Origin of the sequence: Sporolactobacillus spathodeae (genome assembly GCF_016908935.1) — a bacterium.
GTDB classification, from domain to species: domain Bacteria; phylum Bacillota; class Bacilli; order Bacillales; family Sporolactobacillaceae; genus Sporolactobacillus; species Sporolactobacillus spathodeae.
On record NZ_JAFBEV010000009.1, the window covers coordinates 90690 to 104154 of the forward strand.

Sequence of the window (13465 nt, forward strand, 5' to 3'; positions counted from 1 at the left end):
AATAGAGGATGATCAGCAGTGAACGTTTGGAAAAAGAGCTCATTGAAGAAATTCAAGGATCGGCCCCTTCTGGGATTGACCAAGAGGCGATGCTCGTGGTCCACGGGGATAAAATCATCTACGGCAACTCGGCAGCGTGCCGTCTGCTAACTGGTGATGAATCACGTTCCATAAGCGGCATGTTTCTGTCACTTTTTTTACAACCTGGAGATTTATCGGTACTACTTGAAGAAATGGCCTGTCAATTGCGAAAACCCGGAAAACAATTACCCCTGCATCTTCAAATAGCTGTAGATCATCAATTTTGTCTGCCTATCTGCCTACGCGTCGATCTGTTGAACTTATCCGGACAGGTTTATTTTCTCTTGACCTTGCGCCGTCAGGAAAAAGAGATGCAATTTCCAAAAGGAAAAAAAGGAAACAATCATCTTGCGATGTTGGGACAGCTTGCTGCGCAAATTCTTCATGAAGTTCGCAATCCGCTTGCCTCAATCAAAGGATTTATCCAATTAATGGAGCATCAAACTGTGCCTAATCAAGATTATTTGAAACTCGTTAGTGACGAGATCAACTATATGGAAGGACTGACAAATGACATTCTATCATTTGCCAGACTGGATAACAGTTCTTTCAGTACGCTCGATTTACAGAAAATCGCTCAAGAATCGCTTTTCCTGTTTTCGAATTTGGCGGATGGTAAACGAATTAAATTAGAGTTGAGCAGTGATAAGGCCACTCACGAAGTCAAAGGAAGTTCCGTGCAGTTGAAACAAGTTTTTAATAATCTTATAAAAAATGCGATCGAAGCTACACCAGAAAAAGGACGCATCACGTTGACCCTGCGATCACTTGGCAACATGCAACAAGTCCGAATTAAAGACAGCGGAACAGGTATTCCAGAGAACGTCTTGGCAAATCTCGGACGCCCATTTTTTACAACGAAGAGTAGAGGAACAGGATTGGGCCTTGCCATTAGTTATCAGATTATCCAGGCTCATCATGGGCGGATGACCGTCCAGTCAAGTCCGAATCAAGGTACCGTGTTTACGCTCAACTTTCCATCCGCATGGATTGAAAAAGGAGCCGATCCGTTTTTTTGATCGGCTCCTTACTTTTCTTATCTATCTAGATTTGACAGTGAACAATAATCCCTTGCTCCGGATCAAGCGCCAAGCGGAGAGCAACCGCAAAAGGGTCCACCTGCATCTCTTGATCAAGCCAAAAACGGATGGCTTCAATCAAATTGGCTTCGACCAGTACTTGTTTTCTTCCCCTTGCATAAACTTCCGCTGAATAGCCATATTCATCGTCATAAAGTAATTCAACCTGAATATCCTCAGGTCTCAATTCCTTTTTTGTCGCTATATGCAGACAAACTGCATTGATTATTTCTTGTTCAGAAAGGATTATCTCTTCCATTTATCATTATCCTCCGCTCGTCGCCTTCCAGTAAAGCTGACGAACAGATAACGAACAAGTGCGATAATCGCCAAGATCGCCAGAAAATTGATTAAGAAACCGGCCATCATGCCGAATCCGCCAAAGTGAGAAAACATGCTGCCAAAGAGAAGCCCTGAAAGTCCACCGAAAATCATCCCACGCATAAAACTTCCGCCGAAGGAATTGCCGAAAGAACGTGTCGTTGCTTGACGTTCGGTACGTTGGATCGTTTTATTCTTAAAGAAAGAATTCGTCCCAGTTCGCGTTGTTGAATGAAACGATCGGACGCCTGTTCGGTACCCCTTTGCATCGGCCTTTTGTTGCTGTGGCGCAGACAAGAAATTTCCCGCAGGTGTCAGAATCAGTGTTAATGCAAGAAAGGCAGCCATCAATTTTTTCATTTGTTCTCCTCCATATGGTTAAATGAATCAGCCAACATACTTATACATACGAATGAACGCTGGATTCGTTTCATTTTCTGATCGCTTTTCTTTGGTGCAACTGATCAACAGCTTTGTGCAGTTGATTCATTGCCTGACGTATCGTTGACAGTGGACACGCTAGGTTCATTCGTACAAATCCTGAACCTTCTGAACCGAATGTCACACCGGGATTCAGTGCCAGATGGGCGTCTTCTACGAGCATGCGTTTCAAGCCACTGTCAGAAAGTCCGAGACGCCGACAATCTATCCAGGCAAGATACGTTCCCTCAAGTGGAGTCATGACAAGCGATGGGCATTCGCTTTTCAAGTAATTTGAAACATATTCGGCGTTGCGCTGAATGGTGACAAGACATTGATCAAGCCACTCACTGCCATGCAGAAAAGCAGCTTCAGCAGCCGTTAAACCGAGTGTATTTGGTTCTGCTAAACTAAAGCGCTGCAATTGTTTCTGGTATTTTTCCCGTAATTCGGGATTGGCGATAAAGATAGTCGACATTTGAAGGCCAGCCAAATTGAATGTTTTACTCGGCGCCATGCAAACAATCCAGTAATCATCTGGCGCGATGCTGGCGAAAGGTAGGTGGCGATGACCAGGCAGAACCAAATCGCTGTGAATTTCATCAGCGACTACCAGAACATGATTCTCCCGTGCAAGCGTTGCAATACGAAGCAACTCCTGTTTCTCCCAAACACGGCCAACCGGGTTATGTGGTGAACACAGCAGCATCAATTTCACAGCTGGATCTGAAAGTTTATTTTTAAGATCATCGAAATCGATATGATACCTACCGTTTTGATAGACGAGCGGGTTCAGGACGAGATCCCTCTGCTGATTCTTTGCCGTCTTAGAAAAAGGCGGATAAACCGGTGGCTGAATTAAAAGTTTATCACCTGGTTTTGTTAATGCATCAATAATCAAATTCAAAGCCGTAACAACGCCTGGACTGTGACATATCCATTTTGTGTCAACCGTCCAATCATGACGCTCGCTCATCCATTTACGGACAGCGTTTAGATAGGTCTCTGTCCGGAACGTATAACCATAGACGCCATGCCTGACCCGTTCCGTCAGTGCCTGGGTCACAGCTTTTGGAACAGCGAAGTCCATATCCGCGACCCAGAGCGGCAGCAAATCATTGCCGCCGAACAATTTGTCCGCTTGATCCCACTTTTCCGATGCCGTATGGCGACGGTTAATATTTTGTTTGAATACAGCCCCATCTTCCATCCGCTCATCCCTCATTATTAAAAGTAGTTAAAATCGGGCAAAAAACGCCCGATCTTTTTTTATCGAATGTGCTTTAGGCGTTCACTGGCCGCATAATGGACGGAAGCGCCCTTGGTCTAAATAATGGCTATTGACCAATTAAACCAAATCGCAAGCTTCCGCCGGCATCCAATGTTTATCATGACCGTCCCATTTAATGCTGCATCCGACGGGATTCGTTAATGGGGTACTGATTGCCTTCCCATTCGTGAGTTCTTCAAGCGCACGCTCCAAATTGTTGATAGTCGCTAGCTGCGGCTGACGTGGGTTGTCTAGTTCACGCCCGGTATAAACCAGTTTGCGCGTTTCATCAAAGACAAAGAAATGTGGTGTCCGAAACGCGCCGTATGCTAATGCCACCTTTTGGCCTTGATCGCGCAGATATGGCCATGGAAAATGCTGCTCATCCATCTGCTGCACCATCTTATCGAATGAGTCTGCTGGATGCGTTGTCTCGCTGTTCGAATTAATCGCAATAAACTGAACGCCTTTACCGCTGTATTTTTCCGCGATCTGACGCGTCACCGGGTTTGATCCAACAACAAAGGGACAATGATTGCATGTAAAAAACACAACAAGTATCTTCGCTGAATCAAAATCATTTAGTTGATAGCTGTTTCCGTCAGTTGCTGGCAAGTCAAAATCTGGCGCCTTTTCGCCAATTTGTAATGTAAACGCCATTATAGAATAACCTCCTGAACTAATTTTATTTAATGATACCACTGCAACAATTGAAAAAGAAAAAATCCGCTTCTCTTACCTTTAAAATAAATCAATCAATTGACTTCAATTCAGATCATGTCATATAATACTATTACTATAATGAGTGTGTTGAGAGGAATCAGTAACTAAGAATGAGCGTCAGAGAACGGCATCCATTGGCTGAAAGATGCCGTCGTCCCCATCTTGGTGAACCTGTCCTTGAGCCGTCCGGAGAAAAACGGACCGTTGCCCTTACGTTATGAGGGTTTGAGCGAGCGCTAACTTCTTCGCGCTAACAAAGGTGGTACCGCGGGTCCGTCAAAGCCCCGTCCTTTATAAAGGACGGGGCTTTTTTGTACACAAAAATCAGATCAACACGCTCGATGAAGGGATTCTTCAATGGATGAAAATGAAGCGGATTGTTGTAAAAATCGGTAGCAGTTCCCTGACTGACGCACGCGGACAACTAGATGAAATAAAATTAAACGAACATGTTGCAGCCATTGCTCGATTGAAGGCTTGCGGCTACGAAGTTGCCCTCGTCTCTTCCGGTGCCGTCGCCGCCGGTTATAGTGGCCTCGGCTATCCGTCACGACCCGTGACACTTGCAGGCAAGCAGGCAGCCGCTGCTGTCGGTCAAGTTGAATTACTCAATTTCTATGCGAAGTCCTTCCGCCAATACGGGCTGACCATTGCTCAGTTACTGCTCGCTCGCCAGGATTTTGAACGCCGCGAACAGATGAGCCATGCCTATTCGACGCTAACCGAACTCCTTCGCCGCTCAGTAATCCCGATAATTAACGAAAATGATTCGGTTTCTCTGGAAGAATTGACATTTGGTGACAATGATATGCTGTCAGCGCTGGTCAGTGGTTTGATACATGCTGATTTTCTTGCCATTCTTACGGATGTCAACGGACTCTATGATAAAAATCCAAATCTTTTTCCTGAAGCCAAGCGTTATAACTTTCTCGAGCAGCTACCGGAAACGCTTCTTGAATCGACAAGCAGCGCATCGGGTTCAAAAGTCGGAACCGGCGGCATGAAATCCAAACTAATGGCCGCTGAGACCGCGCTGTCGTTAGGGGTCCGTATTTTTATTGGCAAGGGAATGGGGACTGAGAAACTAATGCAAATCATTAATGGCCAAGGAGACGGAACGTATATTGGATCGGGCGTGCGGCACCCATCCTTGAAAGTCGCCAAACAATGGATCGCACTGCATTCGCAGGTCTCAGGAAAAATTGAAGTCGACGATGGTGCCGCCAAAGCATTGATGCATGATGGCAAAAGCTTGCTTCCCGCCGGAATTCGCAGCATCAGTGGTCAGTTTTCCGCCGGAGAAGTGATTCAGATCGTCGATCAGAATCATAAAGTGCTCGGTAAAGGCCAGGTCAATTATTCATCGCTGCAGCTCAATCAAATCAAACGGATGCCAAGTGAACTTGCCATGAACCAAATAAAAGGCGGTCATCCGGAGGTTGTCCATCGCGATAATTGGGTACCGTGGACAGCAATCGTTCGCGTGCCGCGCGGAAGGAGATAAGGTGAAAATGAAAAAAATAATTATTGAGGATGAACTGATTGCTAAAGCAGAAAAGGTCAGGCAAGCTTCAGCTCAAATACAACTAAAAAGCACAGCACAGAAAAACCGTGCATTGACGATTATTGCGAATCATCTGCTAAGCGAATCGGAACAAATCCTTGCAGCCAACCAGAAAGACATCGCAATCGCGCGTCAACAGGGAATGAATCAGTCTCTGATTGATCGTCTGCTGCTGACGCCTGAACGGATCCAAGGTATGAGTAACGGATTGAAACAATTAACCGCGCTTCATGACCCAATCGGTGATACATTAGAGCAATGGACACGTCCGAACGGGCTCATTATCCAAAAAACACGTGTACCGCTAGGTGTCGTTGGCATGGTGTATGAAGCACGACCGAATGTTACAGTCGATGCAGCGGGACTCTGCCTGAAAACAGGCAATGCGGTTTATCTGCGCGGCAGTTCCTCGGCTCTTGAATCCAATAAAGCGCTAGTTGCCGTGATTCATCACGCCTTGCAAGCGTCGGATCTGCCGGTTGCAAGCGTCATGTTGCTTGAAGATACGCGCCACGACACTGCCGATCGTTTTTTTCATCTGAACGGCTATCTAGATGTTCTGATCCCGCGAGGAAGCAAGCGACTGATTCAAACAGTCGTTCAAAAAGCAAGTGTTCCCGTTCTGGAAACCGGTGCGGGAAACTGTCACCTGTTTATCGATGCCTCAGCTCAGCCAGACATGGCCCTATCAATCGCATTGAACGCCAAAACACAGCGTCCATCCGTTTGCAATACGATTGAAACCATCATCATTCATGAAAAATGGCTTGCGGAACACGGCGACGTGCTGATCCAGTCATTGACCGATGCCGGTGTCGAATGTCGCATTGATCCAAGCGCTGCCCCACTCTTTCCAGATCTCCCGGTGGCAGATGCTAATGACTGGGCAACGGAATACCTTGATAAAATTATTGCCATCAAAATTGTTACAGATGTCAACGAAGCGATTCGCCACATCAATCGATACAGTACGCGTCATTCGGAGGCGATTATCACGGAAAATCAGCAAAATGTCCGCCTGTTTTTCCAAAGCGTGGATGCCTCAACGCTTTACCATAACGCCTCCACCCGTTTTACCGACGGCGAAATGTTCGGATTTGGTGCTGAAATTGGCATTAGCACGCAAAAGCTCCATGCCCGCGGACCTATGGGGCTGAACGCGTTAACAACGATTAAATATTTAGTTGAAGGCAACGGCCAAATCCGCAACTAATCATTGGCGTATTAAAAAAAAGCTCTGTTTAAATTTAATGTTGTTTTTCTGACCCAAAAGCAATGTGTGAGACGCCTGCTGGAACAGCGTGCCGGCGAGACCCCGCAGATTTTTGCCTGTACGCGGAGGCTCGCAGGTAGCGCCCGCGGCTAGCGAATACATGGTAATAAACGATTAAAGACAACAAAATATATTAATAAAGCCCAAAAAAGCCATACTTCCATTTCATGTTGTTTCTCTGATAAGCGATAATATGTAAGGCGTCTCAGTTATTAAAACTTGGGGCGCTTTTTTAGCAGAGAATGAAAGCGGCAGAAGAATCTCTTATCTTTGAGATTCCCCTGCCGCTTCATCAAATATAGCCTTCCATCCCGATCACTCGAGATAGTTTAGCGATCATTAATAATCAAATAAGCTACTTTTACCGGCCCGTGAACACCAACAACGAGCCGCATTTCAATATCGGCGCTATTGCTTGGCCCAGAGATAAAGTTGATGTATGGAGCCGGGCTTTCATCTGCATCTACCTGCTTCTGAACAAGCGCCATCGCTTGAGTCAGTCGCGGCACAATCGTGCTTTTAGGCACGAGAACGATTGACGTCACCGGGAGCAAGCTGACGCTTCGCGCTTTATCCTTATCATTGAACAGACCAGCTGTCGCCGATTCAGCCAGCATCACGTCGCAAATCGAAAGGCCAATATTTGCATGAGCCGCCAAATCGATATTTTCATGACCTTTCAAAGTATCCCAAATAGCTACATGGCGCGCTTCTAACACATCCGATAGTCCCCATTCACTAAAGCGCTTATCAGACGTTGCAAGAATCGCTCCCCCGCCATAACTATCGATCAGGTGGTTCAAACTTTCCGCCAAATCAGCACTATTCGTTTCTACTACTTGAGTGTGGATCGATTCACTGGCTTTTTTGATAATTTCAACCAACTGTTCCGGCGTTTTATTTTCATAAACTGCCCACTGCGGTTGATGTTTCCATTCGGGTGTAGTGACCGCTTCACCTGCAGCATGCCCTAATTTCTGGGCAATCGTCTCAAGAAATTGATCGCGATTCTCAATCGTTCCGTTGCTCATTTTGCTTCACTCCTCGAACCATCTGCATTCACGGTTGTCGGTGGATTACCGGCTTCTGCTTGATGCTTTTTGAACCATTCTCTGAAATTTTCTTTGCTTGGGGCTGGAAGATCACGTCCATGTGTCCAGGGTTTCATGGGACCGGGTCCTTTGGAAATCGAACCATCGTGTACAAGCGGTTTTAAAAAGATCGGTGCCATTTTCATACCTGCTTTAAAAAGGAATGGCGACTTCGCACCAATTCCAAACGCCTTCATCGCGATTTTTTCTCCTGTCTGCGGATGACCGGCACCAGCCACATACTTCTGGCGATGCTTGATTAAAAGTTCATGAAGCGGTATCCGCACGGGGCAGGCTTCTGTACAGGCAGCGCATAGACTGGACGCATAAGGCAACTTGCCATATTCTTTATAACCACCAAGAATTGGTGACAGAACCGCCCCAATTGGTCCTGGATAAATGGAACCGTATGCGTGACCGCCGATGTGACGGTAAACAGGGCAGACATTGAGACAAGCCGCGCAGCGGATGCACTGCAGAGCCGGCTGAAACTCTGTGCCGAGCGCCCTGCTCCGACCCGCATCGACAATAACAAGATGAAAATCTTTCGGACCGTCAACCGTATCCGTTTGGTCAGCAGGCGTGATGTCTGTGACATAAGTTGTCAGACGCTGTCCGACTGAACTTCGGCAGAGCAGAGTCACAAGTACATCAAGTTCTTTCCATGAAGGTACCAGACGCTCCATGCCCATAACCGTAATCTGTGTTTCCGGATAGCTCGTCACCATGTTCGCGTTTCCCTCATTCGTGACAAGGCAAATGCTGCCTGTATCTGCGACCGCAAAATTACAGCCAGTAATCCCGACATCCGCATGCAGAAATTTCTCACGTAATGTTTTCCGAGCAAATGCTGCAAGTTCTTTCGGCTCATCCGATCCACTGTAACCTAACTTTTGAAAAGCTTCACGAACTTTCCGCCGATCCTTATGCACGGAAGGAACGACAATATGCGACGGTCTGTCCTTATCAACCTGAAGAATAAATTCGGCAAGGTCCGTTTCCAAAACATCGCAACCTTCCGCCTCAAGTGCTTCATTCAGGCTTATTTCTTCGGTAACCATCGATTTTGATTTCACAATATTTTTCGCATTTTTACTGCGGACAATTTTTCGCACGTAATTCTGGGCTTCTTCAACCGTCTGGGCGAAATAGACATGGCCACCTCGAGCAGCAAAATTATCGCTTAATTGTTTTAAGTAATAGTCAAGATGATTCAAGGTAAACTGGCGGATTTCTTCACCAGCCCTGCGCCATTCCTCCCAGTCGCCCAATGTTTCATCGCCGACCGTGGCCTTAAGCTTTTTCTCACGCAATCCATCCTGCGCCGAAGAGACGGCGTTCACCATATACGTATTACTGATGGCTTTATCGACGCCTTCAAAGAACGGTAGATTTCCGACTTTCATTGGCATGATGCGCCGCCTCCTCTTCCTGATGGCTGTTTAATATTTGTGCAATATGCATGACTTTAACCGGTTTGCCAAGTCTGCGCATCCGGCCGCCGATATTCATCAGACAACTTGCATCAGCGCCAACCAAGACTTCTGCTTTCGTTTCCTCAATATGACGGATTTTTTCATCAACCATTTGTTCGGAAATCGGCGTCATTTTCACTGAGAACGTGCCACCGAAGCCGCAGCAGTCATAGTTATTTGGCAATTTAACCAATTCAAGTCCTTTAACGTGACTGAGCAAACGATAATGTGAATCGCGCTCGCCAAGCAATCGTGTCATGTGACAGGAAGTATGCAACGTCACACGTGCGTGGAATTCAGCGCCGACATCTTCTACACCAAGCACATTGACGATAAACGACGTGAATTCGTATGTTTTTTCAGCAATTCGTTTTGCGCGCTCCGCCCATTCCGGTTCATCTGCAAATATTTTCGGATATTCGCGAAACATGGATGTGCAGGAACCTGATGGAGAAACAATATAATCCGCATTTTCGAATGTTTCTATCATATGCTTTGCAGGACCTATGGACTCTTTTTTATAACCGCTGTTATAAGATGGCTGTCCGCAACAAATTTGTCCTTCTGGAACGTCCACCTCACAACCGAGTCGTTCAAGAACTTCTGTGGTATCTTTCAAGACATCAACATAGAAAAGTTCACCTAAACAGGTCGTGAATAATGATACCTTCATAAAAGTCATCTTCTTTCCCAAAATTAACGAGTCACAGAGATTATCAAAAAAGCATTGGCTAATACATCAGGTGATCTGATCTATTTCCTTTGCAGACACAATTCTATCACACATCAATCACACTTTGTACACTTTAATGCCATATTTTTGTCATTTTTTATTTTTTATGCTCATGGCCTCTCTCTTCATGCGACATTGGTCTACTCATTCTTTTTAACAGCACTCGCGCTTTGACTTCTCGTTGCCATGGATGCCGTGCATCTCCTCGAACAGGCTAGAAGCTGCGGGGGCACACTTTGCTCGCTTTTCGCGTAAGTGCTCCAGAGCACTTCGCTGCATTTTGCAAAATCAATTTCATTTTTCTCAACTTGTAAAAAAGGCAAATCTACCTTGAATACCAGCAGATCATGCCTTTTAAACGTCAATCAGATTGTTTAATAATTTGCCGGACAGAAGCTAGATGATCCAACATCGCTTGCCTTGCCCGATCAGGGACGCCTTCAGCAATTGCATCAACGATCATTCTATGCTCTTGATACATTTTCTTGATCGCTGAATCTTGCGAATAGATCCAGATTCTTCTTGTCTCTCGCATTAATTCTGCAATCGCTTCGGAGACACTAGCCATAAGCTGAGCAAGTAGACGATTGCCTGAGGCACGAGCGACAGCCAGATGAAATGCCAAATCTGCCTCCTCGCCTATTGACGCGTCTTCTTTAACCTCTTTCATCGAATCAAGAGCCTTAAAGATTTCTTGAATTAAAACAGAATCTTTGCTCGTTGCGGCCCGTCTTGCCGCTTCACTTTCCAATAATTCGCGAACGTCGAGCAAATCATCGATATCGCGTTCTTCCATCAGAATTCCGGTAGAAAGATATTTTGAAAAAGTTTCCGGTGAAAAGGAGCGAATATACGTACCTTCACCCTGCCGCATGTCAATCAGTCCCATCGCCCGCAAAGCACTGAGTGCTTCCCTTACAGCTGAGCGTCCAACGCCGAATTGTGCGGCCAAATCACCGACTGGAGCTACACGATCCCCTGGTTTTAATTCACCTGAACGAATCATCGCCATCAGTGCATCAGCAATTTTCTCATACATCTTTTTATTATTTATCGGTTCAATTGGCAAATGACTCACTCCGTCTTTCATGTTCTTCTTTTATTTTACATTTAATCCGGAGCAGGTACCAAGATATTTTATTCCGTGTTAAGGAATCATCCATTGAAGAACATAAGCCTGAAGCAGGCTGATAATGCCAATGATCGCAACCAAAAGCAGACTGTGTTTAAATGTGAACATAAACAAACTACCTTCCTTACCCACTTGCCCGGTAGCTGCTGTCGCTACAGCGATCGATTGCGGAGATATCATTTTCGCTGTTACCCCACCGGAAGAGTTTGACGCTACTAGGAGTGTCGGATCAACACCAATTTGATGTCCGGTAATTTTCTGTAGGTTGGAGAATAGCGCATTGGATGACGTGTCTGATCCTGTTAGGAAAACGCCAAGCCAACCAATTAACGGTGAAACAAATGGGAACGCAGCTCCAGTTGATGCAAGTCCGAGGCCAAGTGTCGCACTCATCCCTGAATAGTTTTCGATATAAGCGAAACCAATAACAGAAACAATCATTGTCAGCGGAATAATCAATTCTTTTAATGTTTTGCCCAAGGTGGCGAACCAGATCTTCCAGCTCATGCCAAGAAGAAATTTACTGAGAATGCAGACAACCAGGATTGCCGTTCCTGTGGCACCCAAAATGTCAAATTTAAAAATAGCCTCATACGGCGTTAATTGAGAAACGATCGGCTGTGCTTTTTCGATAACGAGATTAAGACCTGGAACGGGTAATAGAAATGTCGCTTTTGCAAGCAGTGTTTTAAAAGCAGTGACACCGCCCCATAGACTGATAATGACAATCAATGTAACAAATGGCGACCAAGCGATAAACAATTCTTTAAAAGAATGATGTTTCACCGCTTCAATCGTTGCCGCTTGTTCATTGATACCTAAACCTGGAGAAACGACGGAGCGTTCATCTTTAAAACGAAAAGTACTCTTCGGCTTCCAAACTTTTAGAAACGCGACCATGGCAACAATGCTCAGAATTGATGAAGCAATATCCGGCAGTTCCGGGCCCATGAAATTCGATGTGAAAAACTGCACACCGGCAAACGAAAGACCGCAAACCAGGATTGCAGGGAGCACTTCAATTGTTTTTTTCCATCCAGCCATAATAAAAATTAGCCAGAAAGGAACAAACATTGAAACGATCGGTACCTGACGCCCAACCATCTGACTGAGCGCATGTGCATCGAGCCCAGATACCTGTGCAGCGGTTAAAATTGGTATGCCAACAGCGCCAAATGCAACAGGCGCTGTATTGGCAATTAGGCATAGACCTGCAGCGTAAAATGGATTAAACCCAAGTCCGATTAGTAGACCAGCGGCAATTGCTACGGGAGCCCCGTAACCCGCAGTCCCTTCCAGAAAAGCGCCAAACGAGAACGCAATTAAAAGAGCTTGTAGCCGTCTGTCCTGCGTTATCGAAGCAATCGAGTCTTGAATGATGGTAAAATGTCCAGAGGCGACAGTCAACTGATACAAGAATAATGCCGTAATGATGATCCAACCTATCGGCCATAAGCCTTGAACAGCACCGAAAAGCGTTGCTCTTACCGCGAGAAGCACTGGCATTTTATACACTAATACAGATTCAATCAATGCGATCAAAACTGTTGACAATCCTGCCAGATAGCCCTTCATCTTTTTAATCGCTAGCGCCCAGAAAAAATAAACGATTGGAATGCAAGCGACCAAAAAAGATACAAGCATATTACCAAACGGATTATAGATTTGAACCCAATGCATTTACTCTCCCCCTCTAAATATATGAACTTGTCAAGCATATTCAAATAGTAACTGTAATCGCTTACAATTGTCAAACTTTAGACACAATTTCATATTGTAAATTCCTTGTCAATAAAGAAGCAAAGAAAGATCACTTCCGTTCTCGATGTCCGTCTCTTTTTTTGCCTTTCACAGATGCTACATGCCGCGGATGAATTAAGAAAAACTTGGCATAGCCAAATTCTTTTTCAACTATGGTGCTTCGGCTGCCCGCTTGCCGCGGGCGCCACGCCTGTGCAATATCTTATAGCCATTCTTATTTCTAAAAAAAAAGAACAGGCGCCGCTCATTTCTGAGAAGCGCCTGTTCTTTATCATTTGCCTGGCAGTGACCTACTCTCGCAGGGGGACAGCCCCCAACTACCATTGGCACAGAAGAGCTTAACGGCCGTGTTCGGGATGGGAACGGGTGTGACCTCTTCGCTATGACCGCCAGACTGAAAAACCCGGCTCGGATGAGCCTTCAAAACTGGTAACGAAACACAAACAACTACGCCGCGTCAATCTTGGGTTAAGCCCTCGACCGATTAGTATCTGTCCGCTTCACGCGTCACCGCGCTTCCACTCCAGACCTATCAACCTCAT

At 45.7% G+C, this 13465-nt stretch carries 12 protein-coding genes, 1 rRNA gene and 1 other annotated feature; of the genes, 3 read left to right on the forward strand and 10 right to left on the reverse strand.

The genetic code is table 11. The features are described 5' to 3' along the window. Positions 1-8: 8 nt before the first annotated feature. On the forward strand, positions 9-1100 hold the full coding sequence (locus JOC27_RS06575; RefSeq protein WP_205006227.1) for a two-component system sensor histidine kinase NtrB: 1092 nt from the start codon (positions 9-11) through the stop codon (positions 1098-1100). Positions 1101-1125: 25 nt separating this feature from the next. Here the strand turns inward: JOC27_RS06575 and JOC27_RS06580 are convergent, their stop codons facing one another. From JOC27_RS06580 to JOC27_RS06595, 4 genes are all read right to left on the reverse strand, one after another. After that, a complete protein-coding gene (locus tag JOC27_RS06580) occupies positions 1126-1419 on the reverse strand; it encodes a YxcD family protein (RefSeq protein WP_205006229.1) in 294 nt (97 codons plus the stop codon). Beyond that, on the reverse strand, positions 1407-1841 hold the full coding sequence (locus JOC27_RS06585; protein WP_205006230.1) for a hypothetical protein: 435 nt from the start codon (positions 1839-1841) through the stop codon (positions 1407-1409). Before JOC27_RS06585 ends, JOC27_RS06580 begins: the two co-directional genes overlap by 13 nt. A gap of 70 nt (positions 1842-1911) precedes the next feature. Next, positions 1912-3111 (reverse strand): MalY/PatB family protein, encoded by a 1200-nt coding sequence (locus JOC27_RS06590; RefSeq protein WP_205006237.1) that lies wholly within the window; start codon positions 3109-3111, stop codon positions 1912-1914. A 138-nt stretch (positions 3112-3249) separates the two neighbouring features. Further along, a complete protein-coding gene (locus JOC27_RS06595) occupies positions 3250-3831 on the reverse strand; it encodes a thioredoxin family protein (RefSeq protein ID WP_205006239.1) in 582 nt (193 codons plus the stop codon). Between the two features lie 141 nt (positions 3832-3972). Next, positions 3973-4189, forward strand: a binding site (T-box leader). Positions 4190-4255: 66 nt separating this feature from the next. Between JOC27_RS06595 and proB the strand changes: the two genes are divergently transcribed. Then, entirely contained in the window at positions 4256-5398 is a 1143-nt protein-coding gene (gene proB / locus JOC27_RS06600; RefSeq protein ID WP_205006241.1) for a glutamate 5-kinase, read from the forward strand. A gap of 7 nt (positions 5399-5405) precedes the next feature. After that, positions 5406-6671, forward strand: a complete 1266-nt coding sequence (locus tag JOC27_RS06605; RefSeq protein WP_205006243.1) for a glutamate-5-semialdehyde dehydrogenase — start codon at positions 5406-5408, stop codon at positions 6669-6671. 389 nt (positions 6672-7060) lie between these two features. Here the strand turns inward: JOC27_RS06605 and JOC27_RS06610 are convergent, their stop codons facing one another. The 6 genes from JOC27_RS06610 to rrf all read right to left on the reverse strand — a co-directional run bounded on the left by JOC27_RS06610 (position 7061) and on the right by rrf (position 13317). Beyond that, the gene (locus JOC27_RS06610) at positions 7061-7762 is read right to left on the reverse strand and encodes a LutC/YkgG family protein (protein WP_205006245.1); all 702 of its coding nucleotides are present in this window, start codon (positions 7760-7762) and stop codon (positions 7061-7063) included. Beyond that, positions 7759-9234 (reverse strand): LutB/LldF family L-lactate oxidation iron-sulfur protein, encoded by a 1476-nt coding sequence (locus JOC27_RS06615; RefSeq protein WP_205006247.1) that lies wholly within the window; start codon positions 9232-9234, stop codon positions 7759-7761. Before JOC27_RS06615 ends, JOC27_RS06610 begins: the two co-directional genes overlap by 4 nt. Further along, positions 9200-9970 carry a (Fe-S)-binding protein gene (locus JOC27_RS06620; protein ID WP_205006249.1) on the reverse strand — a complete coding sequence of 257 codons (771 nt, stop codon included), beginning with the start codon at positions 9968-9970 and terminating at the stop codon, positions 9200-9202. The genes JOC27_RS06615 and JOC27_RS06620 overlap by 35 nt, the downstream gene beginning before the upstream one ends. A gap of 421 nt (positions 9971-10391) precedes the next feature. After that, positions 10392-11120 carry a FadR/GntR family transcriptional regulator gene (locus JOC27_RS06625; protein ID WP_239529966.1) on the reverse strand — a complete coding sequence of 243 codons (729 nt, stop codon included), beginning with the start codon at positions 11118-11120 and terminating at the stop codon, positions 10392-10394. Positions 11121-11177: 57 nt separating this feature from the next. Further along, complete coding sequence (locus JOC27_RS06630) at positions 11178-12842, reverse strand: L-lactate permease (protein ID WP_205006250.1); 1665 nt, start codon at positions 12840-12842, stop codon at positions 11178-11180. A gap of 358 nt (positions 12843-13200) precedes the next feature. Next, positions 13201-13317, reverse strand: a 5S ribosomal RNA gene (gene rrf / locus JOC27_RS06635). Positions 13318-13465: the final 148 nt, after the last annotated feature.